The sequence below is a fragment of the Betaproteobacteria bacterium genome (assembly GCA_009377585.1).
Classification (GTDB): domain Bacteria; phylum Pseudomonadota; class Gammaproteobacteria; order Burkholderiales; family WYBJ01; genus WYBJ01.
Window position 1 is genome coordinate 26,250 of record WHTS01000004.1, and the last position, 26,467, is coordinate 52,716.

The following is a 26,467-nucleotide window of genomic DNA, read 5'->3' on the forward strand; positions in this document are numbered from 1 at the left end:
GCCCGCGCGCGCCCTGTGCTCACGATCCGGGGCTTGCGCAAATCGTTCGCCGGCACTGCGCCGCAGATGCTGTTCGACGGCCTCGATCTCGACCTGGCCGGCGGCGAATTCGTTGCCATCATGGGCGAGTCCGGAAGCGGCAAATCCACGCTCCTCAACCTCATCGCAGGGCTCGACCGGGCTGATGCGGGCTCGATTCGATTCGAGGCCACCGACATCGGCCAATTGTCCGAAGACGATCGGGCCGCGTTTCGCCGCCGCCATCTCGGCTTCGTCTTCCAGGCCTTTCACCTTCTGCCCTACCTTAGCGTCGCCGACAACGCCGCTCTGCCTCTGGTACTGGCCGGCATCGCGGCTTCCGAACGCGCCGACCGCGTCGAGGCCATGCTCGCCCGGGTGGGATTGGCGCAGCGCGCGCAGTCCCGGCCGCACGAGCTCTCGGGCGGCGAGATGCAGCGGGTTGCCATCGCGCGCGCGCTGATCCATCGCCCGCGCCTGGTGCTCGCCGACGAGCCGACCGGGAATCTCGATGTCGAGCACGCAGCCGACGTGCTGGCTCTGCTTCGCAGCCAGACGGACACAGCCGCAGCCGCATGCATCCTGGTTACGCATTCCGCGACTGCCGCGCGCAGCGCCGATCGGATCTACAACCTGAGCACCGCGGGACTCGAGCTCGCCGCACGCTGATGCCGCTTGCCGCCTTCGCTGCGCTCGCGCGCCACATCATCTGGGGTGCATGGTCGGGAAATCGCGGCCGGCTTGCGCTCACGGTGCTGGCCATCGCACTCGGCGTCGCGCTCGCCTGCGCGGTGCATCTCATCAACCACTCGGCAGCTGCGGAATTTACCGCCGCGGTCCGCGGCCTCACCGGAGCCGCAGATCTCAACGTGCGCGGGCCACGTTCCGGCTTCGACGAGATGCTCTATCCGCGTCTCGCGCGCCGCCCCGAAGTCGCGGCGGTGAGCCCGGTCCTCGAGATCGACGCCAAGCTGGTGCAGCCTGCAGGTGTCCTGCGCATCCAGGGGATCGATCCGTTGCGCGCGCTGGAGCTGCAGCCCGGCCTGCTGGGGGAGGCGCAGGCGCACCTGATCGATTTGCTCGCCCCGAACACTGTCATGTTGAGTCTTGCCGCGGCGCAGGCGCTCGGCGCCGCCGCGGGCGACGTCCTGCGCGCGCAGTCGGGCCTGAGCAGCGTCGAGCTCCGCGTGATCGCGGTCTTGCCCCTGAACGACGCAACTCGCCAGCCGCTCGCCCTGATGGATATCGCCTCGGCGCAGTGGGCGTTCGATCGCCTCGGCGTGCTGACCCGGCTGGACGTCCGCTTGCGCCCGGGCGCCGAGCTCGGTCGCACCGTGGCGGCAATCAATGCCGAGCTGCCGCCCGGGGTCGTCGCTTCCAAGTCCGACGTTGCAGCCGAACAAGGCCTCGCTTTGTCGCGCGCCTACCGGGTCAATCTGAACATGCTGGCGCTGGTTTCGCTCTTCACCGGCGCGGTGCTGGTCTATTCGACCCAAGCCTTGTCGATGCTGCGCCGGCGCACGCACTTCGCGCTGTTGCGGGCGCTCGGCCTGCCCGCGCGCATGCTGGGCGCCTTGCTCGCTGTCGAGACCGGGGTGCTCGGGGTCATCGGAACGATACTCGGTTTGCTGCTGGGCATCGTTACCGCCGGCATTGCGATCGCGCACCTGGGCGGCGACCTCGGTGCAGGCTTTTTTGCCGGCGTGGTTGCGCGCTTGCACATCGATCCGGTTGGCCTTACGGCGATCGCCGCCTGCGGCATCGTGGCAAGCGTGTTGGGCGGCTTGGCGCCGGCCATGGAAGCCGCGGCGGCCGCTCCGGCACCGGCGCTTCGCAGCGGGGCCGAGCAGCGCATTCACGTATACCGACCGCACTGGCTTCCGGCCGCGGCTCTGGCCGCGCTGGCAGGCGTGCTTGGCACCTTGCCGGCCGTCGACGGCCTGCCGCTATTCGGCTATGCCTCGCTCGCCTGCCTGCTGCTCGCAGCGCTCATGTTCATGCCGGCCTATGCACGCTTGGCGTTGAGCGATGTGCCGCTGCCGCAACGGCCTGCAAGCCGTCTCGCGCTCCAGCAGCTGCGCGGTGCACCGCGCTACGCCAGCATCAGCCTTGCGGCGATCCTCGCTGCGATGAGCCTCACGGTCGCGATGCTGATCATGATCGCCTCGTTTCGCCAGTCGCTGGATACCTGGCTGCACGCGGTGCTGCCGGCCGACCTGTATGCGCGCGGCGGCAGGGCTGCGAGCGCCTGGATCGACCCTGGCACGCAGGAGCGCATGCGAGCCGTGGACGGCGTGGACCGTATCGCGTTTTCGCGCTTCGATTCGATCGTGCTCGACCCGCGCCGCCCGCCGGTCACGCTCATCGCGCGCGATCTGGATCCGCAGCGGCCCGAGGCGCTGCAATGGGTTTCGCCGCAACGCCTGCCGCAGGACGGCTCGGCGCCGATCTGGGTTTCCGAAGCGGCGCGTGAGCTGTTCGCGCTCGACATCGGCAAGCGCGTGGAAATTCCGCTGAGCGGCGAGACGGTCACCGCAACCGTGGCCGGAATCTGGCGCGATTACGTGCGCCAAGGCGGTGCCGTGCTCATGCCGCGCGCCGAATACCTCCGTGCCGGGGGCGATGCGAGAGCGAACGAAGCGTGGATCTGGCTGCGTCCCGGCATGGATCCGTCGCGTGCGGCCGAAACGCTGCGCGCAACGCTCGGGTTGGGCCCCGAGCTCGAATTGCGCGAACCCCGCTCGCTGCGCGAGTCGTCGCTCGCACGGTTCGATCGAACCTTCGCCGTCACCTACCTCCTCGAAGTCGTAGCCGTCGTCATCGGGTTGTTCGGGATCAGCGTCGGCGCGAGCGCGCAGGCCTTGGCGCGCCGGCGCGAGCTGAGCATGCTGCATCACGTCGGCATGTCACGCAGGCAAATCGGCCGCTCGCTCGCGATCGAGGGCGGCGTCGTCGGCGCGCTCGGCGCGTTTGCGGGGCTGGTCGTGGGCGGCGCGATGAGCATCATCCTGGTTCACGTCATCAACCGGCAATCGTTCCACTGGTCCATGGAGATCCATGTGCCGTGGATCCCGCTCGCCGCCCTGGCGGCGGCCTTGAGCGTGTGCGCTGCTCTGACTGCAGGCGTGAGTGTGCGCCGGGCGCTGGGCGAGGACATTGTCGTTGCCGTGAAAGAAGACTGGTGATGAATCGACGCGAGTGCCTGAAAGGCGCGCTGGCCGTGATCGCGCTGCCTGCCACAGCCCGCGCGGCGCAAAGCGGCTTCGCCCCGGTGGTGCCCGGGCGCGTCTTGCGCTTTCCCGAGGACGAAGGCAGTCATCCCGGATTTCGCACCGAGTGGTGGTACGTGACCGGATGGCTCGATGGCGCCGGCGAGCCGCTGGGGTTCCAGGTGACGTTCTTTCGCGCCCGCCCGCATCCGGCGAGCGGCAATCCGAGCCGCTTCGATCCGCGCGACATCCTTATCCTGCATGCCGCGGTGTCCGAGCGAGCCCACGGCCGGTTGCGGCACGTACAACGCGGTGCGCGCGCGGGTTTCGGCCTGGCGGAAGCGGCTACGGGCCGGACCGCCGTGCACATCGACGATTGGTACTTGCGAACGAACGCTGCGGGCTATGCAACACGCATCGATGCGGGCGATTTCACTCTCGACCTCCAACTCGATCCGACCCAGCCGCCGCTGCTGCAGGGCGATGGCGGCTACAGCCGCAAGGGCCCGCGGCCCGAGTCGGCGAGCTATTACTACAGCCTGCCGCATCTGCGCGTCGGCGGCCAGGTGCGCATCGAAGGCCGCACGCGCGACGTGCTCGGTTCGGCTTGGTTCGACCACGAGTGGTCGAGTGAATACATGGCGCCGCAAGCGGTCGGCTGGGACTGGACCGGGATCAATCTCGACGACGGCTCGGCGCTGATGGCGTTTCGCATGCGCACCCGCGACGGCAGAACGTTCTGGGCGGCGGCTACGCTGAAAAGGGCGCAACAGCGCCGCACGTTCGCGCCGGACGAGGTCGTCTGGAGCCCCAAGCGCACATGGCGCAGCCCACGCACCGGCGCAACCTACCCGGTGGCGATGGAGCTACGCGTCGGCGATCTGCGAGTCGAGCTCGTGCCGATGATGGACGACCAGGAGAACGACGCGCGCATCACCACCGGCGCGGTTTACTGGGAAGGCGCGGTGACGGCGCTCGTCCACGGCCAGCCCGCGGGGCGCGGCTACATGGAGCTCACCGGGTATGCCGGCAAGCTCGAGCTATAGCCCCCTTCAGGCGCCACGCTGAACGCGATAAGCAAAGAAAAAGCGGCGTACCCACGGATACGCCGCGATGCGTGTGGCGGAGGGCCGATGATGTGCTCATGCGTGAGGACCACCCCGTCCGCAACTTTGTCGCGTCCCGCCCCTCCTTGGCAGGAGGGGAACATCTTGGCTTTCCCAGTTCGATCCCACCGCCAAGCCGCTCAGCTACAACCCCCTTGGCAGGAGGGGAACATCTTGGCTTTCCCAGTTCGATCCCACCGCAAGCCGCTCAGCTACAACCTCCTTGGCAGGAGGGGAATCTTGGCTTTCCCCTCCTCTCAGGAGGAGGGGTGGCGCGCAGCGCCGGGGTGGTGTGGGTCTCCTCAGGCCGCGACGCTCTCGGCGTCGGCTGTGCGCTCGAAGGCGATGCGGCCGTTACGAACGTCGACCACGATCCGATCCTTCGGCCCGAAATGGCCTTCGAGGATCTCTCGCGCCAGCGGATTCTCGATCTCGGCCTGGATCGCGCGCTTCAACGGCCGCGCGCCGTAAAGCGGATCGAAACCGGCGTCCGCAAGCTTCGCCAGCGCCGCGTCAGTGACGGTCAAGTGCATCTCCATCGCCGCGAGCCGCTTCTCGAGATACCCGAGCTGGATCTTCGCAATCGACTTGATGTGCTTGTCGTCGAGCGCGTGGAACACCACGATCTCGTCGATCCGGTTGACGAACTCCGGCCGGAACTGCGTCTTCACTTCCGCCAGCACCGCAGCCTTGATCGCCTGGTAATCGTCGCCGCTCATCTGCTGGATCATCTGCGACCCCAGGTTCGAGGTCATGACGATCACGGTGTTCTTGAAGTCCACCGTGCGACCCTGGCCGTCGGTCATGCGGCCGTCGTCGAGCACCTGCAGCAGCACGTTGAACACATCCGGGTGCGCCTTTTCGACCTCGTCGAGCAGGATCACAGCGTAAGGCTTGCGCCGCACCGCTTCGGTGAGATAGCCGCCTTCCTCGTAGCCGACGTAGCCCGGAGGCGCGCCGATCAAGCGCGCCACCGAATGCTTCTCCATGAACTCCGACATGTCGATGCGGATCAGGTGCTCCTCCGAATCGAACAGGAATTCGGCCAGCGCCTTGCAGAGCTCGGTCTTGCCCACGCCAGTCGGCCCCAGGAACAGGAACGAGCCATAGGGACGCTTCGGGTCCGACAGGCCCGCGCGCGAGCGCCGGATCGCGTCCGCCACCAGCCGCACCGCCTCGTCCTGCCCCACGACCCGCTCGTGCAGCTTGGACTCCATCTGCAAGAGCTTCATGCGCTCGCCCTGCATCATCTTGGAAACCGGGATGCCGGTCGCGCGCGAGACGACCTCGGCGATCTCTTCCGCGCCGACTTGCGTGCGCAGCAGCCGCGGACGCGCCGCGTTCGCCTTGTCGCTGGTATCGGCCGCCTTCAGCTGGGCTTCGAGCTGCGGAATCTGGCCGTACTGAATCTCCGACATCTTCTGCCAATCGCCCTTGCGCTTGGCCGCTTCCATCTCGTTCTTCAGCCGGTCGAGCTCTTCCTTGATGTGCTGCGAGCCCTGCACCTGCGCTTTCTCCGCCTTCCAGATCTCTTCCAGGTCGGCATACTGCTTGGACAGGCGCTCGATCTCGCCGTCGATCAGCTCCAGGCGCTTGCGCGAAGCCTCGTCGGTTTCCTTCTTCACCGCCTCGCGCTCGATCTTGAGCTGGATCAGGCGCCGATCGAGCCTGTCCATCTCCTCGGGCTTGGAGTCGATCTCCATCTTGATGCGCGCGCCCGCCTCGTCGATCAGGTCGATCGCCTTGTCGGGCAGGAAGCGGTCGGTGATGTAGCGGTGCGAGAGCTCCGCCGCGGCGACGATCGCCGGGTCGGTGATCTCGACGCCGTGGTGCACCTCGTATTTCTCCTGCAGTCCGCGCAGGATCGCGATGGTGCTCTCCACGCTCGGTTCGTCGACCAGAACTTTCTGGAAGCGCCGTTCCAGCGCCGCGTCCTTCTCCACGTACTTGCGGTACTCGTCGAGCGTGGTTGCGCCGACGCAATGCAGCTCGCCGCGGGCGAGCGCGGGCTTCAACATGTTGCCGGCGTCGATCGCACCCTCGGCTTTGCCGGCGCCGACCATGGTGTGCAGCTCGTCGATGAAGACGATGGTGCGCCCGCTGTCCTGGGAGATCTCCTTCAGCACGGTCTTCAGGCGTTCCTCGAACTCGCCACGATACTTTGCACCGGCCAGCAGAGCCGCCATGTCGAGCGACAGCACGCGCTTGCCTTTGAGCGTCTCCGGCACCTCTTCGTTAACGATGCGCTGCGCCAGGCCTTCGACGATCGCGGTTTTGCCCACGCCGGGCTCGCCGATCAACACCGGGTTGTTCTTGGTGCGGCGCTGCAGGATCTGAATCACGCGGCGAATTTCGTCGTCGCGGCCGATCACGGGATCCAGCTTGCCGGCACGGGCAAGCTCGGTGAGATCGATGGTGTATTTCTTGAGCGCTTCGCGAGAGCCTTCCGCCTCCTGGCTGGAGACGTTCTCGCCGCCGCGCACGGCGCTGATCGCCTGGTCGAGCGATTGGCGAGTGACGCCGTACTGCTTGAGCAGACGGCCGGTTTCGCCCTTGTCCTGCAGCGCAGCCAGCAGGAACAACTCCGAGGCGATGAACTGGTCGCCCCGCTTCTGCGCTTCCTTGTCGGTGAGGTTGAGGAGATTGGACAGGTCGCGGGAGATGTTCACCTCCCCGCCTGTGCCTTCGACCTTCGGCAGACGGCGAATGCTTTCCTTCAAGGCGTCCTTGAGCCCTTGCACGTTCGCGCCGGCGCGCGCCAGCAGCGAGGCTGCGCCGCCATCGTCCTGTTCGAGCAGGGCGGAAAACAGGTGTTGAGGCTCGATGTAGGGATTGTCGTTCCCCACAGCGACGCTCTGGGCATCGGCGAAGGCCTGCTGAAACTTGGTCGTGAACTTGTCGAATCGCATCGGCTCAATCCCGTGGCTTCTAGGTTGGGGTCTAGATGGGGGACTGCGACACCATTTCAACCTGGCGCGCGCGGTGCCGCTCGGTCACGGTCCACCTATTGAGGCTTGGTCCGCAAATCCAAAACCCGAGCCCCTGCGATCAAATTCCGGGCCCGCGCAGAAACTGCATTGCGCGCCTGGAAGCAGCCGACCGTCCCGGCGGGGTCTTGCTCCTGCATCGCACGGCCGCCGGCGGGGTCAGGTCTTGCTCGTTGCATCGCGCGCCGAAATTTTCGGCACCTTGGGCAGCACGTGATGCAACGAGCAAGACCTGACCCCACTTGCCTTACGAAGTTGCCCGCATCGCCGGCCGGCGCGCGCTGCCCGCCTCGGGATAGGGGTAGAGCATATTGAGCGCGACGCTGTTGTCGGCGCTGCGCACGATCCGGACATGCTCGCGGCGCAACTCGCGTGCATGGCCGCAGCCGCACGAGTGAGCGATCATGTCGATTTCCTTGTTCATGTTGCGGCAGTAGTTCGCTACGCGCAGGTATTTCTCTTCGACCACCAGCCCGCGCTGCAGGCGCCGGTTGTGGGTGGAAACCCCGGTCGGACAGGTGTTCTGGTGGCAGCGAAGCGCCTGGATGCAGCCGAGCGCGAACATGAAGCCGCGGGCGGTGTTGACGAAGTCGGCGCCGACGCACAGCGCCCAGGCCGCCCTGGCCGAGGTGACGAGCTTGCCGGAAGCAACGACCCGCACGCGCTCCCTCAGACCCGCTTCGATGAGCGCGTCGACCACTCGCGGCAACGCTTCTGCGATCGGCAGGCTCATGTGATCGGCGAGCGTCTGGGGCGCAGCGCCGGAACCGCCTTCGCCGCCGTCGATCGCCAGGAAATCGGGCGCGTACTCCAGGCCGCGACTGAGAACCTGCTCGCACAATTCGTTGATGAACTCCCAGCCGCCGATCGCCGTCTTGATGCCCACCGGACGCCCGGTCAGATCGCGCACATACGCGACGCGGTCGAGCAGTGTGGCCATGTCGGCAATATCCGTATGGCGGTTAGGACTGATCGAGTCCACGCCGGCGGGAATGCCGCGGATGCGCGCGATCTCCTCGGTCACCTTCGCCCCCGGCAGCACGCCGCCCTTGCCCGGCTTGGCGCCCTGCGAAAGCTTGATTTCGAACGCCTTCACCACCTTGGCGAGCTCCCTGGCCCGCTGCGGCGAGAACTCGCCGTCCTCGGTACGGATACCGTACTTGGCCGTACCGATCTGCATGATGATGTCGCAGCCGCCCTCGAGATGGTACGGCGCAAGCCCACCTTCGCCCGTATCCATCCAGCAGCCGGCTTCGGCCGCGCCCCTGGACAGCGCACGCACGGCGGGCTCGGAAATGGCGCCGAAGCTCATCCCGCTGACGTTGACGATCGAGCGGGCGCGAAACGGCTCCCTGCAATGGCCCCCGCCGATCGTGAGCGGCAGGCTGCACGAGCGCTCGGCGTCGAGCACCGGGAAGGGCGCGTTGACGAAGATGATCGAGCCGGGCTCGCGCAGATCGTTGGTGGAACCGAAACCGATCACGCCGCCTTCGTCCTTCGCCTCGCGATAGACCCAGGCGCGGGTGGCGCGATTGAAAGGCATCTCCTCGCGATCGCCCATGAAGAAGTACTGGCGGAAGTACTCGCCCTGGCGCTCGAAGAAATAGCGCAGGCGTCCGATCACCGGGTAGTTGCGCAGGACCGAATGCTTCTTCTGGGTGACGTCCTGGACGAACCAGACGAGCAGCGTGCCGATCAGGACGAACCCGATCGCGGTGCCGAGACCGTAGGTAATTACGGTCATCATGCGATGTGCCCTCCTCTGGCTGGATCGCGAATGCGTTTGTCGTACGCGCAAGGTCGGACATTACCGCAAGCGCCCGTCGCGCGCACCGCCCGGGACTGCCTGGCTACGATAGGCTAGCCGATGGCGGGCGTTCGCAAGCCCCGAAAAAACGGGCGAATGCCGCGGGATTTCGCTCTTGCGCACACAGTCATACCGAAGCCGGAACGCTGCACGCAAAGCTCGCTAGAATAAGCCACGTGAGGAGCCGTCATGAATCTTACCCTTGAGATCGAACGCAATGTAGCCTCCGCGCTCGAAGAGGATATGGGCAGCGGCGATCTGACCGCGCTGCTGATCGCGCAGGAAGCGCGCGCGAAAGCTCGCGTCCTATCCCGTGTCGATGCCGTGCTGTGCGGCGCGCCCTGGTTCGAAGCCTGCTTCCGCCAACTCGACCAGAACGTCCGCATTGCCTGGCACGCGCACGACGGCGATGCCGTGCACGCCGGCCAGGCGTTGTGCGAGATCGAGGGCAACGCCCGCGCGCTTCTGACCGGCGAGCGCACCGCGCTCAATTTCCTGCAGCTCCTTTGCGCCGTCGCCACGGTCACGCGCGGCTACGTCGAAGCGGTACGCGGCACCCACGCGGCGATCGTCGATACGCGCAAGACGCTGCCGGGCCTGCGCCTCGCGCAAAAATATGCGGTCCGGGCGGGCGGCGGGTCCAACCATCGCATCGGCCTCTACGACGGCATCCTCATCAAGGAGAATCATATTGCGGCCTGCGGCGGCGTCGCGGCAGCGCTGGCCCAGGCCCGTGCGGCTGCGTCCGCGGGCGCGTTCACCCAGGTCGAGGTCGAACGACTCGATCAGCTGGAAGAGGCGCTTGCTGCCGGCGCGAACATGATCCTGCTCGACAACTTCGAGCTCGATGCGATGCGCGCTGCGGTCCGCATCAATGCCGGGCGAGCCAAGCTCGAAGCTTCGGGCGGGGTCACGCTCGAGAGCGTGCGCGCCATCGCGCAGACCGGAGTGGATCGCATTTCCATCGGCGCGCTGACCAAGGACATCAAGGCGATCGACCTCTCCATGCGGTTCGAGGCATGAGGCCATCCCCGGTCGCAGCGTCGCATTGCTTTCCATGGCGATGAATGCGGACGCCATCGTCGTCGGCGGCGGGCTGGTCGGTTCGGCCATCGGCTACGGTCTGGCGTGCGAAGGCTTGCGCCCGGTCGTCCTGGACGAGGGCGATGTGGCGTTGCGTGCCTCGCGCGGCAACTTCGGGCTGGTATGGGTGCAAAGCAAGGGCCTCGGCAACCCGCCCTACCAGCGCTGGAGCCGTACCTCCTCCGAGCTGTGGCCGGAACTGGCCGAGCGCCTGCGCACCGAGACCGGTATCGGCGTCGGGCATCACCGCCCGGGCGGCGTTTGCGTGTGTCTCACCGACGAGGAGTTCGGCGCCCGCGAGCAGATGATGCACGCCATGCGCTCGCAGATGGGCGAGGATGGCTTCGACTATCGCATGCTCGATCGCGGCGAGTTGAAGGAACTGCTGCCCGGCATCGGGCCCGCCGTCGTTGGCGGCTCGTGGTCGCCTTATGACGGCCACGCCAATCCGCTCTACACGTTGCGCGCACTGCACGCCGGGCTGGCAGCCCGCGGCGGGCGCTATGTTCCGGAGGCCAAGGTGCAGACGCTCTCGGCGGCGTCCGGCATCTTCACCGCCGCGACCGCGCACGGCCGATTCCAGGCGCCGCGCCTGGTGCTCGCGGCCGGACTGGGCAGCGCCGCGCTCGCGGCGCAGGTCGGCTTGCACATCCCCGTCTTTCCGGTGCGCGGACAGATCATCGTGACCGAGCGCATCGCGCCGCTCTTACGCATGCCGACGCTCATCCTGCGCCAGACCGACGAGGGCAGCGTCATGATCGGCGAGTCGCGCGAGGAGGGCCGCAACGACGACCAGAGCGGCATCGAAGTCGTGCATCGACTGGCCGCTCGTGCGGTGGCTACCTTTCCGCTGCTCGCGGGCGTTCGCATGGTGCGCACCTGGGCGGCGCTGCGGGTCATGTCCCCCGACGGCTATCCGATATACGAGCAATCGGAATCCTGTCCAGGAGCCTTCGCCGCCACCTGCCACAGCGGCGTCACGCTCGCCGCCGCGCATGCGCTGCGCTATGCGAAGTACGTCGCGCAAGGGTCGCTGCCCGAAGAATTCCAGGTCTTCCACAGTCGCCGCTTCGGTTCCGATGTACGCCTCGCTTCCTGACGCGGCCGGCCCGCAGGTGTCCGTCATAGTGGACGGCAAGCCCGTCGCGGTGCCGGCGGGCGCCAGCGTGGCGGCGGCTTTGCTGCTCGCGGGTGCGGTCCCGAGCCGGGCGAATCCCGTGACTCACGCGCCGCGCGCGCCCTATTGCATGATGGGCGTGTGCTTCGAGTGCCTGGTTGAGATCGATGGCATTCCCGAGCGGCAAGCATGCATGATCGCGGCCGCCGAAGGCATGCGGGTTCGGTGCGCGCCGCGATCGTCACCACCCGAGCGGTCATGAGCGAACCGTACGATCTTGCCATCGTCGGCGCGGGTCCCGCCGGAATGGCCGCCGCAACCACAGCCGCGGAGCTCGGCTTGCGCACCGTCGTGCTCGACGAGCAGGAGGCACCGGGCGGTCAAATCTATCGTTCGATCGAGCGCGTGGCACGCGACCATCCGCAACGCCTCGCCATGCTCGGGGAGGACTACGCCGCCGGGCTCGCGCTCGTGCGCGCATTTCGCGCATGCTCGGTCGACTACCGTCCCGGCTCGACCGTATGGCAGGTGGAGCAGCCGCTCGGCATCCTGTATTCGGCGCACGGCGAGTCGCACCGCCTGCGCGCGCGCCGCATCCTGATCGCGACCGGCGCGATGGAGCGTCCGATGCCGCTCGCGGGATGGACCTTGCCGGGCGTCATGACGGCTGGCGCGGCGCAGATCCTGTTGAAGACGGTCGGCGCGGTGCCGCAGGGACGGGTCGTGCTGGTCGGTTGCGGTCCTCTGCTGCTGCTGTTCGCCTGGCAGCTGCTGCAAGCGAATGTGCGCGTGTCGGCCCTCGTCGATACGAGCACGCCCGGCGCGCGCCGCCGAGCCGCACGCCATCTGCCGACCGCACTCATGGCGCCCGGCTACGTCGGCAAGGGACTGCGCTACATCCGCGTGCTGCGCGAGGCCGGCATTGCGATGCTCGACAACTTCGAGCACGTGCAATTGAATGGGAGCGAGCGCGTCGAGGAAGTGGTCGTGAAGCGTAGCGGTGCAACCGAGCGCCTGGCCGCCGATGTCGTGCTCCTGCATCAGGGGTTGGTGCCGAACGCGAACCTCGGCTGGGCGCTGCGCTGCGAGCACGAGTGGAACGAAAGCCAGCGCTGCTTCATCCCGCGCGTCGATTCCTGGGGCCTCGCGTCTCAAGCCGAAATCCAGTTCGCGGGCGATTGCGCCGGCATCGTCGGCGCCCGCTCCGCCGAACACGCCGGTCGGCTCGCGGCACTGGAATCGGCTTACCGCCTGGAGCGCATCGACGCGACGGCGCGTGATGCGAAGGCACGCGCGCCGATCGCCGAGTTGCGCCGGCATCGCCGCATCCGTCCGCTGCTCGAAGCCCTCTATCGCCCGGGCGATCGTTACGTGGCGCCTGAGCAGGACGACGTGATCGTGTGCCGCTGCGAAGAAGCGAACGCGGGCGACATACGGCGCGCGGTCGCCCACGGCTGCCCCGGGCCCAACCAGATGAAAGCGTTCATCCGCTGCGGCATGGGGCCGTGCCAGGGGCGCATGTGCGGCCTCACCGTGACCGAGCTGATGGCCGCCGCACGCAACGTGTCGCCGAACGAGATCGGCTACTACCGCATCCGGCCGCCGATCAAGCCGCTGGCCTTGGGCGAGCTCGCCGCGCTGCAACTCGAATAGCCTATCGAAGGCGCGCAACGGTTGACGAACCGCCATGCGCTGAAGCTCCCCTCTCCCTCCGGGAGAGGGGCTGGGGGGTGAGGCTGGGAATTCGCGAACCATGGTTCGCGCCGGCCGAACGGCATCGGCATGCAGGCCGATGCACGCACGGCAAGTGAGGGAGATCGTAAGCAAGACGCATAATTCCCTCACCCTCGATCCCTCTCCCGAAGGGAGAGGGAAGACAAGCATACGTCGAGCGCGAGCGCCGCTTCGACCCGTTGCTTACCGTAAATCGCTTCGGCTCGCTCCCGCGATATCCGTTCATCGCGCAGATCGGCAGCCAGCGCGCGCAGATCGCGCTCCCCCGGGGCGCCGTAGCCGCCGCCGCCCGGCGTTTCGATCCGCATCGAATCGCCCGGCGCCATCTCGATGCGAGCGACCTTCGAGTAATGCGCCTGCGCCGCGGGCGTGCCGTGATTCTGAATCAGCTGCGCCCGGCGGCCGTCCTGGCCGCCGAAGACGCCGGTCGGAATCCCGACGGCATGGCTATCGGAGCGCACGGAGAAGATGGTGTTAGCAACCAGCGCCCGGATCTGGCGCGCGATGCCCATGCCGCCGCAGTGACGCCCGGCCCCGCCCGAATCCGGCACGAGCGCGTACTCGTCCACGCGCAGCGGGTACTCGTTCTCCAGCGCCTCCACCGGCAGGTTCGAGGTGTTGGTCATGTGCACGTGCACCGCGTGCATGCCGTCGCCGTCGTGGCGCGCGCCCGAGCCGCCGCCGAGCGTTTCGAGATAGACGTAGTATCCGCTGCGGCGCTCGAGCTCGCCCGAGAACACGATGGCCGGCACGACATCGTTGCCCGAAGCCATCACGCGTGCGGGCGGCAGCAGGTCGCGGAACGCGCCGAAAATGGCGCCGCACACCTTCTGGCAGGTGATCGAGCGCGCGCCGACTGCCGCCGGAGCGCGCGGATTGACGATACTGCCGAGCGGCGCCTCGATCTCGACCGTGTCGAACAAGCCGGCATTGGGCATGAGCTCCGGGTCGAGCAAGGCCTTCAGCGAATAGTAGACGCATGCCTGCAGGGCATTGATCGGCACGTTCATCGCGCCGCGCGCCTGCGCGCCCGAGCCGGCGAAATCGATCGCGAGCCGCTCGCCCGCCACGCGCACACAGGCCGAGATCGGCACCGGATCGCCGCCCATGCCGTCGTCGTCGAGATACTCCGTGTAGCGGTATTCGCCGGCCTTCAGCTGCGCGATGCGGTTGCGCATGCGCCGGCGCGTGTAGTCGATCACGTCGTCGATGGCCGCGCGCACGGCCTCGATGCCCATCTGCCGGATCAGGCGCTGCGTCTCGGCGGCGCCGCGCGCGTTGGTCGCGATCTGCACCTGCAGGTCCAGCTTGCGCTCCTCCGGATCGCGCGTATTCACGGCGATCAGCTCCAGCAGCTCCGTGTCCAGGCGCCCAGCCTTGCAGATGCGCGTCACCGGCAGACGGATGCCTTCCTCGAACACCGAGCGCGACCCGCCCGCGATCGAGCCCGGCACCGCGCCACCGACGTCGGCATGGTGGCCGATGTTGGCGGCGAAGAACTCGATCCGTCCTTGCCAGAAGATTGGCGTGATGAGGGTGATGTCGGGCAGGTGCGTGCCATTGGCGAGATAGGGATCGTTGCAGATGAAGACGTCGCCTTCGCGGATCGATGCCGGAGTTACGCGCTCGAGCAGGGCGCGGATGCCGCCGTCGAGCGAGCCCAGGTGCAGGGGAATCTGGGTACCCTGCGCCACCAGCCGGCCGCGGCCGTCGAACAGCGCCACGGAGCAGTCGCGCCGCTCCTTGATGTTGGTCGAGAACGACGAGCGCACCAAGGTGTTGTTCATGTCCTCCGTGATCGACATGAGGCGGTTGCTGAAGACCTCCATCGCGATCGGGTCGAAGCTGCGCCGCTCCGCCTCGCGCCGAGCGTCCTCGCGAGGATCCTGGTCTCTGAGCGGCGGTGTCGTCGCCATCATTCGCCCTCCCGCAAGTGAACCACTATGTTGCCCTGGACATCGACCGTCGCGTGCGCGCCGGGCGCAAACACCAGGGTGGCGCTCATCTCCTCGATCACCGCGGGCCCCGCCACACGCTCGCGCGCGGCGATGCGGCTGCGGGCGTAGACCGGCGTATCGAGCCAGCCGTGGCCACGGCCGAAGTACACCGTGCGCGAGCCCACGAGCGCTCGAGCGAGCGCTCCACCCCCCGTGTACTCGGTCAAAGGCGCCTTGGGCACGGCGCCCACAGCCTGCAGGCGGCAGTTGACGATCTCGACCGGCCGGCCCTCGAGGCTATAGCCGTACTCGCGCTGGTGAGCCCGAGCGAAGTCGCTCAGGAATCGCGCGAGCTCCGTGTCGAATTCTTCGAGCGCGACCACCACTTCGAAATTCTGGCCCTGGTAGCGCGCGTCGATGTGGCAGCGGTACGAACGGTCCTGCACCGCCACCCGCTCCTGCTCGAGCCACTGCTCGGCTTCGGCGCGCATCGCGGTGAACAGATCGCGTACGCTCTGCCACGATTGAGGGGTCGCGGCGGCGATCAGGCTGCGGACGAAATCGAAGCTCACGTCGGTGAGCAGCATGCCGCGCGCGCATAAAGTGCCCGGTTCCTGCGGCACGATCACGGCTCCGATGCCGCATTCCAGCGCCACGTCGAGCGCGTGCAGGGGACCGGCGCCCCCATAGGCGAACAGCGCGAATTGTCCGAGATCGTAGCCGCGCTCGGTGGACACGGCGCGAATCGCACGACCCATGTTCGCGTTCGCGATGCGGATGATGCCCTCGGCCGCGTCTTCGAGGCTCAAGCCGAGCGGGCGCGCGACCTGCTCCGTGATGGCCGCACGGGCGCGCGCCTCATCGATCGGCAGCCGTCCGCCCAGCAGGTTCGAAGGATTCAACCGGTGCAGCACGATGTGCGCGTCGGTGAGGGTCGCAGCCGTACCGCCCCGGCCATAGCCGGCGGGCCCCGGTTCGGCGCCGGCGCTGCGCGGGCCGACCTTCAGCGCCCCGCCATCGTCGATCGCCGCGATGCTGCCGCCGCCCGCGCCGATCACATGGATGTCCACCATCGGCGTCTTCACCGGGTAGTCGGCGATAGCGCGCAGCGACGTGAACAAGGGCTTGCCGTCCACCACCAGCGATACGTCGGTGCTGGTGCCGCCGACATCGAAGGTCACGAGGTTGCCGAACGCGGCGGCCTTGCCCACTGCGGCGGCGCCGACGACGCCGGCCGCAGGCCCCGACAGGCAGGTGCGAACCGGGAATGCACGCACCGAGCGCACCGACATGAGACCGCCGTTGGAATGGATGGTGAACGGCTCCACCTCGATGCCGAGCGCTCGCACGCGTTCCAGGAAGTTGTCCAGGTAGGCCTGCATGCGCGGACCGACCACCGCGTTGAGCGCGGTCGTCGAAAACCGTTCGAACTCCCGGAACTCGGGCAGAACCTCGCTCGACACGCTGAGGTACACAGCGGGCAGCAACCGCTCGAGCGCCGCGCGTGCAAGCTGCTCGTGCACGGGGTTGCGATAGGCGTGGAGGAAGCAGACCGCGACGGACTCGACCTGGAGCTCGCGAAGCCGCCCGATCGCTGCTTCGAGCTCGCCCGGCGCGAGCGGCTGCAGCACGGCGCCGTGGGCATCGATGCGCTCATCGAGCTCCAGGCGATCGCGCCGGGCGGCGAGCGGTGGTGCTTTGCCGCGGCTGTAATCGCAAAGGTGCGGGCGAATCTGGCGCCCGATCTCCATGACGTCGCGGAATCCGCGCGTCGTCAGAAGGCCCGCGCGCGCTCCCCGCCGCTCGATGACGAGGTTGGTGGCCACCGTGGTGCCGTGGCCGATATGGCGAACCGCTGCGGGCGAGAGATCATGTGCCGACAGCAGATCCGCGATGCCCTGCGCGATCGCTGCGGATGGATCGGCGGGCGTGGAGGCAACTTTGTGGAAATGCACCCGTGCGCCGGCTTCGGCCAGGAGCGTGAAGTCCGTGAAGGTTCCGCCGACGTCGATGCCTATCCGGTACAACGCGCCACCATCGTTTAGCATCCGGAAAGTGGCTGACAGCCGCTTTCCGCAGTGCCCGCCCCTCTCCCTTCGGGAGAGGGGCGGGGGGGTGAGGGAAGCGAGCGGCAAGGCATTTAGCGGAAGCTCGCTAATCGAGCCTGATGCCGGCCTCGCGGATGACCTTGCCCCACCGCTCGTGCTCCTTTCGCACCCTTATTGCGAAATCGGCCGAGGTGCTGCCCACCGGCGTCAGACCTTGCAGACGGAATGCCTCCGTGAGCTTGGGGTGGCGCACGATGGTCGCCACCTCGCTGCTCAGACGCGCGACGATATCGCTCGGCGTACCCGCGGGCACGAACAGACCGAACCAGACCAGCGCCTCGTAGCCCGGCAGGCCGCTTTCGGCAATGGTCGGCACTTCGGGCGCGACCTCGACGCGCTGCAGGCTGCTTACGCCCAGGACGCGAATCCTGCCGGCCTTCATGTGCGGAAGCGTCGTCAGCACGACATCGAACATAGGCGAAAGATGTCCGCCGAGCAGGTCGTTCATCGCCGGGCCGGTTCCCTTGTACGGCACGTGAACCATGTCGATCTTGGCCATAGAGCGAAACAGCTCCATCGCCATGTGCGCGGTCGTGCCCTGGCCGGCGGTGCCGAAGTTGAGCTCCCCCGGGCGCGCCCTGGCGAGCGCGATCAGCTCCTTCACGCTGCGCGCCGGGATGGACGGATGGACGTCCAGGAACTGCGGGTTGTAGGCGACCTCCGAGATCGGAATGAAGTCGCGCAGTGGGTTGTAGGGCAGCTTGCTGTACAAGTGGGGCGCGACGGCATGCGTGGTGTTGGTGCCCATGAGCAGCGTGTAGCCGTCGGCCGCGGACTTCGCCACATGGTCCGCACCCACCACCCCGGCGCCGCCGGGCCGGTTGTCGACGATGACGGGCGAGCGCATCGACTCGTTCAGGCGCTGCGCGATGTTGCGCGCCAGGATGTCGGTCGAGCCGCCGGCGGCGAACGGGACCACGATCCGTATCGGCTTCGACGGATAGGGCTCCGCCGCCTGCGCCGGAAGCGACGGCGGCAGAAAGGCTGCAGCAAATGCCAGCAGGATGCAGCGACGGGACATGGATACCCTCGGTGCCAAGCTTCGAGCCCATTCTCGCACAAAGCGCATGGCGCCTTCCCCGACTCGAAGTGCGCCCGCCGCTCCAGCGCCGAGCGCGGTGTATCATCGCCGCACGATTTCGCACCGCTGCGGCGCGCGCCGCCCGCATTCAATCGAGGTAACGCATCATGCCTTCCCAGGACACCAACATCATGGCGCTTTTCTGCGACTTCGAGAACGTCGCGCTGGGCGTGCGCGACGCGCGCTATCCCAAGTTCGACATCGACAAGGTGCTGGAGCGCCTGTTGCTCAAGGGCAACATCGTCGTCAAGAAGGCATACTGCGACTGGGAGCGCTACAAGGAGTTCAAGGCCGACATGCACGAGGCCTCGTTCGAGCTGATCGAGATCCCGCACGTGCGCCAGTCGGGCAAGAACTCGGCCGACATCCGCATGGTCGTGGACGCGCTCGACCTGTGCTACACCAAGGCGCACGTGGACACGTTCGTGGTCATCAGCGGCGATTCCGACTTCTCGCCGCTGGTGAGCAAGCTGCGCGAGAACAACAAGGTCGTCATCGGCGTGGGCGTGAAGAACTCCGCCTCCGATCTGCTGATCGCCAATTGCGACGAATTCATCTATTACGACGACCTGGTTCGCGGCCAGCAGAAACGCAAACCGAGAAAGAAGGCCGCGCCCGCCCAGGCCGAGAAAGCGCCAACAGCCAAGGAAGCGGCGCCGGCAGCCAAGGAACAGGCGCTACAAGACGACGAGGCCGATCGCAAGCCGCAGGCGCTCGATCTGGTGCTCGAAACCGTGGAAGCGCTCTTCGCCGAGCGCGGCGCCGAGGAAAAGATCTGGGGCTCGATGGTCAAGCAAGCGCTCAAGCGCCGCAAGCCGGGCTTCAACGAGGCGTACTACGGCTTTCGCAGCTTCAGCAAGCTGCTGGAGGAGGCAGCCGCGAAGAAGCTGCTCGAGCTCGAGCACGACGACAAGTCCGGCGGCGTGATCATTCGAGGATTCAATCCGGATTACTGATTCGCGCGGCGCCACCGGAGCTGCGTTGCGCTGGCAGGCAGTGGCGCCGTTGGTCCGGAACCCTTGAACCGCAAGTCGCTTCAACGAAGCCGCAGGCCGTGACGCTCGAGGCAATCGAGCGCTACCAGGGCAGCATCGACCGTATAGGGCGCATCGCCTTCGAGCTCGCGGGCGACCTCCTGCAACGACAAGCGGCGGAATTCGGCCACCTCCCCGTCCTGGTTGAGCGGCGCGAAGTCGCCCGGCAGATCGAGGTCGTAGACATGAATGATCTCGGCATGCAATCCCTCGGGCACTTCGCGCAGCACGCGCAAGGTATTCGCTGCACGCGCCGCGCGTGCAAGCCGCTCGCCGATGCCCGCCTCTTCCCAGGCTTCCTTCACCAGCGTCGCCTCGATCGAGAGTCCGCTCGCGAGCCCGCCGCCGACCATGTTGTCCAGCATGCCGGGATCGATCGCCTTGTGCGGGCTGCGGCGTGCGATCCACATCGCCGCACGCCCGTCCGTTTGCGTCACCCCGTTCACATGCACCGCGCGGGCGGTGAAGCCGAAAAAGCGCACCGCGCAGCGTTCGAGCACAAATGCAGCCGAGCCGCCATCCTCGCAGGCGATATCGTAGGTTTCGTCGCGCCACGCCGAAAGCCGGCCCTCGATGGCAAACCGATGCGCGATCCGAGCCATCGCTTCGCTGCGCTCGACATGCGTGGCGAGCGCGGGACGAAAGCCGATCCCGGCTTCGCCAACGACCAGGATCTCGTCGAAGCGGCGCAGCAACTCGGCATGGTCGTGCCGGACATGGCCGAGAACCCGGCCGTCCGCCACGAACGGGACGAAACGCGAGGCATCGAACGACCGTGCGGCCTGGAGGCGTTCCTGTCGGCCCACGTCGGACCAGCTCGCCCTATTTGGCCGCGCTGACCGTGATCTCGACCAGCGCGTCGGGCGAGAACAGGGCGACGCCGCCGACACAGGTTCGGGCGGGCGCCGCACCGGGCGCGGTCCAGGCATCCCAGACTTCGTTCATCGCCTTGTAGTCGTCCATCGACTTGAGATAGACGATGGCCGTGAGCAGCTTCGATTTGTCGCTGCCGGCACGCGCCAGCATCGAGTCGATATTCGCGAGCACCTCGCGCGTCTGCTGGCGTATGTCGCCTTGCAGATCGTCGGCGACCTGGCCGCACAAGTACACCGTGTCACCGTGCACGACTGCTTCACACAGCCGCTTGCTCACTTCGATGCGTTCGATCGTCATCCTCGGCGTTCTCTATTTGCGGCTCGATTCGATGCGGCCGCTCCGGTGCGCCCTTCCGAAGCGCTCGGATACCGCAGCGGCACGGCCGCTTCCGGCGCCAGCACTCGGAATGTGAAGCTCTCCTGGAGGTACAGCCGTACCGTGGTGGCCGTGTGATCGAGATAGCCGATCGAGAAATCCTGACCGACTGCAAGCTCGAAGTCGCCGCCGCGCAGGCTCATCACGATCGCGCCGTCCGCTGCGGGCGCCCACACGATCGGTCCGTCCAGCAGCCTGCGAACGTGCTCCATCACCGGATAACCGCCCTTGGTGGTACGGGTGAGACCCGCGAAGCAGCGTGGGCCGAGTGCGATCGCATAGGGACCGCCGACGCCCGCGCCGCGCAGCTTGTTGGTCGCCTCGGCGACCACTTGAGGATAAGCCTCGTAGTCCTCGCTCAACGTGAGATTGCTGGACGCCGACGCTTCCGCGATTCCCGCGATATGCGCTTGAGGATAGCCCAGGAATATGGCGCGATCCTCCGCGATGGCGGCGGCGCGCGCGGCATGGCGCACCGGATCGAGATTCGGATCCTGCGCACCGCGGCCGATCGCCTCCAGCTCCTGACGGGAGAGCTCGAACGGCACACGCAGCTCCACCAGCGTGCGCGCCTTGCGCAGCCGGCCCTCGACGCCCTTCTCGATCGGGCTCGCCAGGTCTTCGACGCGCCCGTCGCTCAACGCCGAGACATCCGAGCCGAGCGGGCCGTTGAAGTCCACCAGCCGTCGCGCCGCCAGCATGAGCTTGAGCGTGCGTTTGGCTTCGTTGTCGATCTGCGCCCAGGCCTCGGGCGTGATGGGGGCGAGCTCGCGCAACAGGTTGTTCATCGCCCCGTCTCCTCGCGCAAGCTGCCGATGCCGAGCGAGCCATCGCCTGCGCCCGCTGCCTCCGATTCGCCTTCCAGCTCGTGCTCGCGCTCGATCGGCGATTTCTGCTGGAAGAGGTAGTTGCGAAGGTGCTCGTCCAGTTTGGGATCGCGGCGGCGCAGCCACTCGAGCACCATCGACGCGTGCTCTTTCTCCTCGTCGCGGTTGTGGGCGAGGATCGCGCGCAGCTCGTCGTCGTGCGCCGCCTTCACGCGCTGGTCGTACCAGTCGACTGCTTCCAGCTCCTCGTTGAGCGAGGCGATCGCGCGATGCCGGTCGCGCGTTTCCGGATCGAGCAGGTCTTCGTTCTCGTGGAATCCGACGCTTTGCGTCATGCTTGTTCTCCTGTCGGTCGGTCGTAGTGCCACACTTTATACGGCAGCAACCGAGGCTGCCAAGACTTATCACTTATCGTGCTCGAAGCGAGCCGCACTCGTACTTGCTTGAAAGCACTTCCCTTGACGTTGCTCGAAGCCGCCTGCCCGCACGGCTCCTGCCCAGGCGCAGCAGTGCTTCACCCCGTGAGCTGCGACAGGACCCGGTACAGGTCGGCCTTGACCTCGAAGCCGATGCCCGGTGCGTCGGGCAATCGCACCCGCCCATCCTCGACCGGCACGGCGTCGGCAAATCCGCCGAAGGGCTGGAACACGCCCGGGTACGATTCGTTGCCGCCGAGCCCCAGTCCGGCCGCGATGTTGAGCGACATCTGGTGTCCGCCGTGCGGGACGACCCGCCGGCTCGACCAGCCGTGCTCGCTCAGCATGGCGAGCGTGCGCAGATACTCCACCAGGCCGTAGGAGAGCGCGCAATCGAACTGCAGCCAGTCGCGGTCGGGGCGCATGCCGCCATAGCGGACGAGATTGCGCGCATCCTGCATCGAAAAAAGGTTCTCGCCGGTAGCGAGCGGTCCTTCGTAGTGCCGCGAGAGCTCGGCGTGCAGGCGGTAGTCGAGCGGATCGCCCGGTTCCTCGTACCAGAACAGCTTGTACGGGGCGAGCGCCCGTCCATAGCGCAAGGCGGTTTCGAGATCGAAGCGGCCGTTCGCATCCACGGCCAGCCGCTCGCCCGAGCCGACCACCTCGAGCACTGCGTCGATGCGGCGCAGATCGTCCTCCAGGCTCTCGCCGCCGATCTTCATCTTGACCACGCGATAGCCGAGGTCGAGGTAACGGCGCATCTCGTCCTGGAGCGCCGAGACGTCCTTGCCCGGATAGTAGTAACCACCCGCCGCGTAGACGAACACGCTCGCATCGCATTCGCCGTTGCGATAGCGCTCGGCGAGCAGCCGGTACAAGGGCTTGCCTTCGATCTTGGCCACGGCATCCCACAGCGCCATGTCGAGCACGCCCACCGCCACCGAGCGCTCGCCGTGGCCGCCGGGCTTCTCGTTGATCATGAGCCGCTGCCACACCTTGTGCGGATCGATGTTGTCGCGCTCGGAGTCGATCAGCGTTTCCGGCTCGGCGCTCATGAGCCGCGGTATGAAGCGCGTGCGCAGCAGGCAGCTTTGGTCGTAGCGGCCGTTGGAATTGAAGCCGAAGCCGACCACCGGCTTGCCGTCGCGCACGACATCGGTGACGACCGCGACGATGCTCGCGGTCATGAGGCTGAAATCGATGTAGGCGTTGCGAATGGCCGAGGCGATCGGTACAGCCGCCTCGCGGATGGCAACGATTCTCACGCTGTGCTCCAGAGTATTGCGCCGATTATTGATGATCCGCAAAGCGGCTGGCAAGCCGCGGCACTGTCACGCCCTCGTCCGCCGACCGCCCCATCGTCCCAGCCCCGATGAAACATCCGGGCTAGTCCGGCAGCTAGTCCTTCTGCCGTATTCAGCGCCGTTCAGCGCTCTGCTGCAATGGCGCCGTGGTGCACGCAGCCAAAGCCGAATCGCGCAACGTCGGCATCGACCGGTGCACTGCGCCATCCGATTATCAACGACGAAAGGAGCACGACATGAAACGCATCGTCATCGCAGCAAGCGCCCTCCTCATGGCCGCGGGCCACAGCGCCTTCGCGGCTGAAGGCGCGGGCAACAAGCCTCAGACCACACGCATGAGCCAATGCAGCGCCGACGCCAAGGGAAAGGGGCTCAAGGGCGACGCGCGCAAGGAGTACATGAGCCAGTGCCTGCGCAACCCGGCCGCGCGGACCGCGGCCAAGGAATGCGGCAGCGCCGCGGCCGAGAAAGGCTTGAAGGGCGCGCAGCGCAAGGCCTTCGTCAGCGACTGCGTCAAGAGCAAGGCCAGCGCGGGATAACGAAGAAGGCGTCAGGCACGGCGGGCGAGCGGGGGGACTCGCCGCCCGTCCGTTGCATGCCTGGCGCCGCTCAGGCGAGGATCACGCTGAACTGCGGCAGCCGTCGGCTGCGATCAGGCGCTCTCTTGCGCCAGCATGACCCGGTTGCGGCCGGCTTGCTTGGCGTCGTACAAGGCGCGGTCCGCAGCCTGGATCAGCTCGTCCAGACTCCAGCCCTCGCGCCACTGCGCGATACCGATGGAGACGCTGACCCTGATCGTGGCGCGTTGCGCAATGGCCGTCTGGCATTGGCCGATCGCGAGGCGCAGGCGTTCCAGCGCCGCAACCGCTGCCGGCAATGCCGTTTCGGGCAGCAGGACCGCGAACTCTTCGCCGCCGTAGCGCGCGATCAAATCGCTCGGGCGCAATTGCTTCAGCATGACGCGCGCGACCTGCGCCAGCACACGGTCCCCGGCCTGGTGACCATAGCTGTCGTTGACCGACTTGAAGCGATCGATATCGAGCATCGCCAGGCACGACGGCAGGCGCGCACGCGCGCAACGATCGATCTGGCGGATGAACATGTCGTTGAGCCAGCGGCGATTGTGCAACCCCGTCACCGGGTCCATGGTCGAGATGGTGCGCAGCTGCGCCTGCTGGCGATAGCTTTCGAGCACCGCGACGTTGTTGCGCCGGATGCGCTCGGCCAGAATGTGCATCAGGTTCAATGCGACCGCGGGCTCGTCGGCCATCAGCTCCCACAGGTGCGCCGCATTCGTCACCAGCAGGCGCGAAGGCTCGAGCGCAACGACCGACGCGGAGGCCGCCTCGTCGTCGATGATGGAGATCTCGCCCACGCACTCGCCCGGCTCGACGTGCGCAACCGGAATGCGTGCGTCATCGTCGAGAAAAATGGCGAGGCGACCCGCGACCAGAAGGTAGATGTTGGCGTTGCGCTGTCCGTGCTCGAGCAGCACCGCGCCGGGACGAAGGCTCACCTCGCCGTTGGGCTTCAAACGTTCCAGCAGCCGTTCGCGTGCCACGCCACGGAACAGGCGCGAGGCTGCCAACGTGCCCAGCTCGCCCGCATTGAGCGCGGGCCGAGCCTCGCCTGCTTCGAAAAACCGCGTTGCCAGCTCCTCCGCCCCCATGTCTCCCCTTGCGCACGGTTGTTGGTCCGAGCAGCAAAACTATCACCGGCGGCGCGCCTCGAACGGGTGAAATAGCGGGCGGATTGGGCGCTTCAGCCCAAAAAGGCGCGGGCGTCGGCCTGGTCGTGCAGATGCCAGATGCGTGCGATGACTGTGCGCATTTCGGCTTCGCTCGCGCCGCCCGCGTATGCCGCCAGCCGCATCGCCTTGTCCTCGAGCTCGGGACGCGACAGGGTGTTGTCCGGATCGCCCTTGGGCGTATCGACGCGCTGCGCCACGGTTCGGCCGTCGTGGGTGCGGATTTCGACCTTGCCGATCCAGCGCTTCGGATACGCCGTGTCGACCTCGCTGTCGAGCTTCATGCCGACCTTGTCGTGGAAGCTGCGCAGGCGCGGGTCGCGCAGTGCAGCGTCGGTGAATTCGCTCAAGCCCGCGCGCCCGTGCAGCGCGATGTTGGCCAGGACGAACCCCATCGAGAACTTGGACTGGTGCACCGTCTGCGGATCGGTGACCGGACCGAGCACGTCGATCGCGCCCTGGTGCACCAGCGCGGTGACGCGCGCAATGTCGTCCGCGCGCAGCCGCTCGCGCCGCATGCCTTCCAGCAAGGCGTCGGCCGCGGGGTGCGTATGGCGGCACGAAGCATGGAACTTGAACGAGGTCTCGGCGGTGGCCCAGCGGCTGCCCAGGCCGTCGACCAGCCGAGAAGGATCGGCGTCGGTCGACATGCCCGCGCCCATGCCCTGTGGCCCCTCGAAAATGCGGGCCGCTCCGGTGAAGCCGTCGCGGGCGATGTATGCCGCCATCAACCCGTCCGCCGCCGCTTTGGCGGTATGCAGCTGCTTGGAATCGGCGGCGTCGCGCAGGAACTCCCACAGCCCGGCTGCCATCGTTCCGGCCGAGCCCAGGCAATGATTCATGCGCTGCGCATCCAGGCCGAGCAGCCGCCCCACCGCGGCCGCCGCCGCGAGCTTGCCGGCCGTGCCGGTGGTGTGGAACACCTTGTAGTGCGAGCGGCCGAGGAATTCGCCGACGCGAACGCCGCACTCGTAACCCGCGACGGCCGCGGTGATCAGCGCCTTGCCGCTGGCGCCGATTTCCTGCGCTACCGCCAGCACGGCGGGAAAAACGACCGTGGCCGGATGCAGCACGGAGCTGTTGTGCAAGTCGTCCTGCTCGACGAAGTGCGAAGCCGCGCCGTTGACGAGCGCGGCGAACAGGGCCGAGGTCTTGCCGCGTGACGTGAACACCTCGGCGGGTCCGGTGGCGGGTCCCATGGTCGCCGCGAACCGTTGCATGACTTCGGTAGGTCGTGCGCCCTTGCCGGCGAGCGCGGATGCGAACCAGTCGAGGAACAGGTCTTCGGTGCGCGCCACCACGGATTGCGGAATGTCGTCGAAGCGCAACCCGGCGAGGAATTCGGACAGGACGAGGCTGGGCTGCGCCGCAACCGGATGGATGGGATTCGCCTCGAGCGGCTGGGGCATGATGGTAGGTCTCCTGACTGGCGGCCCCGGCTCGCGCGGGACTGCGGTGGTGCATTTGCGAATGATGGCGGCGGTCAGCACGATGTTAGCGCTTCGCTGCGGCCGGCGCCGAAGCCGGAGCCAGCGCAGCATTCTGGCAAGCCGCGCGGCTGCGCTCGGCACGCGCCTCTTTGACAGCTGCCGGGTAATAATGCATTGTATTTGCCTCGCTGGGCCATGAATTTACGACGCAATCGAAGCGCAAGCGTCCGCATTACGGGCACAGCGGTGAAGCCGCATCCTGCCCCCGGCG

Annotated in this window: 21 protein-coding genes; 9 read left to right on the forward strand and 12 right to left on the reverse strand. The window is 67.1% G+C overall.

Annotated features, from left to right (window positions below; all coding sequences use genetic code 11):
- Positions 1–15 precede the first annotated feature (15 nt).
- The 3 genes from GEV05_02275 to GEV05_02285 are packed head-to-tail and all read left to right on the forward strand — an operon-like array spanning position 16 to position 4,273.
- Entirely contained in the window at positions 16–687 is a 672-nt protein-coding gene (locus GEV05_02275) for an ATP-binding cassette domain-containing protein (GenBank protein ID MPZ42226.1), read from the forward strand.
- On the forward strand, positions 594–3,203 hold the full coding sequence (locus GEV05_02280) for an FtsX-like permease family protein (protein MPZ42227.1): 2,610 nt from the start codon (positions 594–596) through the stop codon (positions 3,201–3,203). Before GEV05_02275 ends, GEV05_02280 begins: the two co-directional genes overlap by 94 nt.
- On the forward strand, positions 3,203–4,273 hold the full coding sequence (locus GEV05_02285) for a carotenoid 1,2-hydratase (GenBank protein MPZ42228.1): 1,071 nt from the start codon (positions 3,203–3,205) through the stop codon (positions 4,271–4,273). The genes GEV05_02280 and GEV05_02285 overlap by 1 nt, the downstream gene beginning before the upstream one ends.
- A 362-nt stretch (positions 4,274–4,635) precedes the next feature.
- Here the strand turns inward: GEV05_02285 and clpB are convergent, their stop codons facing one another.
- Both clpB and GEV05_02295 read right to left on the reverse strand, forming a co-directional pair.
- A complete protein-coding gene (gene clpB / locus GEV05_02290; GenBank protein ID MPZ42229.1) occupies positions 4,636–7,242 on the reverse strand; it encodes an ATP-dependent chaperone ClpB in 2,607 nt (868 codons plus the stop codon).
- Positions 7,243–7,567: 325 nt separating this feature from the next.
- Positions 7,568–9,067: an FMN-binding glutamate synthase family protein gene (locus GEV05_02295; GenBank protein MPZ42230.1), complete on the reverse strand. Its 1,500-nt coding sequence runs from the start codon at positions 9,065–9,067 to the stop codon at positions 7,568–7,570.
- 249 nt (positions 9,068–9,316) lie between these two features.
- Between GEV05_02295 and GEV05_02300 the strand changes: the two genes are divergently transcribed.
- From GEV05_02300 to GEV05_02315, 4 genes are read left to right on the forward strand one after another with little or no spacing between them, the layout of a single operon-like run.
- On the forward strand, positions 9,317–10,150 hold the full coding sequence (locus GEV05_02300; GenBank protein MPZ42231.1) for a carboxylating nicotinate-nucleotide diphosphorylase: 834 nt from the start codon (positions 9,317–9,319) through the stop codon (positions 10,148–10,150).
- 34 nt (positions 10,151–10,184) lie between these two features.
- Entirely contained in the window at positions 10,185–11,309 is a 1,125-nt protein-coding gene (locus GEV05_02305) for an FAD-dependent oxidoreductase (protein MPZ42232.1), read from the forward strand.
- Positions 11,290–11,589 carry a (2Fe-2S)-binding protein gene (locus tag GEV05_02310; protein ID MPZ42233.1) on the forward strand — a complete coding sequence of 100 codons (300 nt, stop codon included), beginning with the start codon at positions 11,290–11,292 and terminating at the stop codon, positions 11,587–11,589. Before GEV05_02305 ends, GEV05_02310 begins: the two co-directional genes overlap by 20 nt.
- Positions 11,586–12,980: an FAD-binding protein gene (locus GEV05_02315; GenBank protein ID MPZ42234.1), complete on the forward strand. Its 1,395-nt coding sequence runs from the start codon at positions 11,586–11,588 to the stop codon at positions 12,978–12,980. The genes GEV05_02310 and GEV05_02315 overlap by 4 nt, the downstream gene beginning before the upstream one ends.
- A gap of 188 nt (positions 12,981–13,168) precedes the next feature.
- Here the strand turns inward: GEV05_02315 and GEV05_02320 are convergent, their stop codons facing one another.
- The 3 genes from GEV05_02320 to GEV05_02330 all read right to left on the reverse strand — a co-directional run bounded on the left by GEV05_02320 (position 13,169) and on the right by GEV05_02330 (position 18,175).
- Positions 13,169–14,977: a hydantoinase B/oxoprolinase family protein gene (locus tag GEV05_02320; protein MPZ42235.1), complete on the reverse strand. Its 1,809-nt coding sequence runs from the start codon at positions 14,975–14,977 to the stop codon at positions 13,169–13,171.
- A complete protein-coding gene (locus tag GEV05_02325) occupies positions 14,977–17,025 on the reverse strand; it encodes a hydantoinase/oxoprolinase family protein (GenBank protein MPZ42236.1) in 2,049 nt (682 codons plus the stop codon). Before GEV05_02325 ends, GEV05_02320 begins: the two co-directional genes overlap by 1 nt.
- Positions 17,026–17,152: 127 nt before the next feature.
- Positions 17,153–18,175, reverse strand: coding sequence for a tripartite tricarboxylate transporter substrate binding protein (locus GEV05_02330; protein ID MPZ42237.1), 1,023 nt, complete (start codon positions 18,173–18,175; stop codon positions 17,153–17,155).
- Positions 18,176–18,294: 119 nt separating this feature from the next.
- On the opposite strand from GEV05_02330, the gene GEV05_02335 reads away from it, so the two are divergent.
- Positions 18,295–19,143: an NYN domain-containing protein gene (locus tag GEV05_02335; protein MPZ42238.1), complete on the forward strand. Its 849-nt coding sequence runs from the start codon at positions 18,295–18,297 to the stop codon at positions 19,141–19,143.
- A gap of 80 nt (positions 19,144–19,223) precedes the next feature.
- Here GEV05_02335 and GEV05_02340 read toward each other — a convergent pair whose 3' ends face one another.
- The 5 genes from GEV05_02340 to GEV05_02360 all read right to left on the reverse strand — a co-directional run bounded on the left by GEV05_02340 (position 19,224) and on the right by GEV05_02360 (position 22,980).
- A complete protein-coding gene (locus tag GEV05_02340) occupies positions 19,224–20,150 on the reverse strand; it encodes a DUF4743 domain-containing protein (GenBank protein ID MPZ42239.1) in 927 nt (308 codons plus the stop codon).
- A complete protein-coding gene (locus tag GEV05_02345; GenBank protein MPZ42240.1) occupies positions 20,044–20,394 on the reverse strand; it encodes a RidA family protein in 351 nt (116 codons plus the stop codon). Before GEV05_02345 ends, GEV05_02340 begins: the two co-directional genes overlap by 107 nt.
- Positions 20,391–21,260 (reverse strand): bacteriocin, encoded by an 870-nt coding sequence (locus GEV05_02350; GenBank protein ID MPZ42241.1) that lies wholly within the window; start codon positions 21,258–21,260, stop codon positions 20,391–20,393. The genes GEV05_02345 and GEV05_02350 overlap by 4 nt, the downstream gene beginning before the upstream one ends.
- Positions 21,257–21,634, reverse strand: coding sequence for a ferritin (locus tag GEV05_02355; protein ID MPZ42242.1), 378 nt, complete (start codon positions 21,632–21,634; stop codon positions 21,257–21,259). Before GEV05_02355 ends, GEV05_02350 begins: the two co-directional genes overlap by 4 nt.
- Before the next feature lie 179 nt (positions 21,635–21,813).
- The gene (locus tag GEV05_02360) at positions 21,814–22,980 is read right to left on the reverse strand and encodes a mandelate racemase (GenBank protein ID MPZ42243.1); all 1,167 of its coding nucleotides are present in this window, start codon (positions 22,978–22,980) and stop codon (positions 21,814–21,816) included.
- Between the two features lie 275 nt (positions 22,981–23,255).
- Between GEV05_02360 and GEV05_02365 the strand changes: the two genes are divergently transcribed.
- The gene (locus tag GEV05_02365; protein ID MPZ42244.1) at positions 23,256–23,558 is read left to right on the forward strand and encodes a phosphate starvation-inducible protein PsiF; all 303 of its coding nucleotides are present in this window, start codon (positions 23,256–23,258) and stop codon (positions 23,556–23,558) included.
- A 113-nt stretch (positions 23,559–23,671) separates the two neighbouring features.
- Here the strand turns inward: GEV05_02365 and GEV05_02370 are convergent, their stop codons facing one another.
- Positions 23,672–24,688: a diguanylate cyclase gene (locus GEV05_02370; protein ID MPZ42245.1), complete on the reverse strand. Its 1,017-nt coding sequence runs from the start codon at positions 24,686–24,688 to the stop codon at positions 23,672–23,674.
- A gap of 92 nt (positions 24,689–24,780) precedes the next feature.
- Positions 24,781–26,175, reverse strand: coding sequence for an MmgE/PrpD family protein (locus tag GEV05_02375; protein ID MPZ42246.1), 1,395 nt, complete (start codon positions 26,173–26,175; stop codon positions 24,781–24,783).
- Positions 26,176–26,467: the final 292 nt, after the last annotated feature.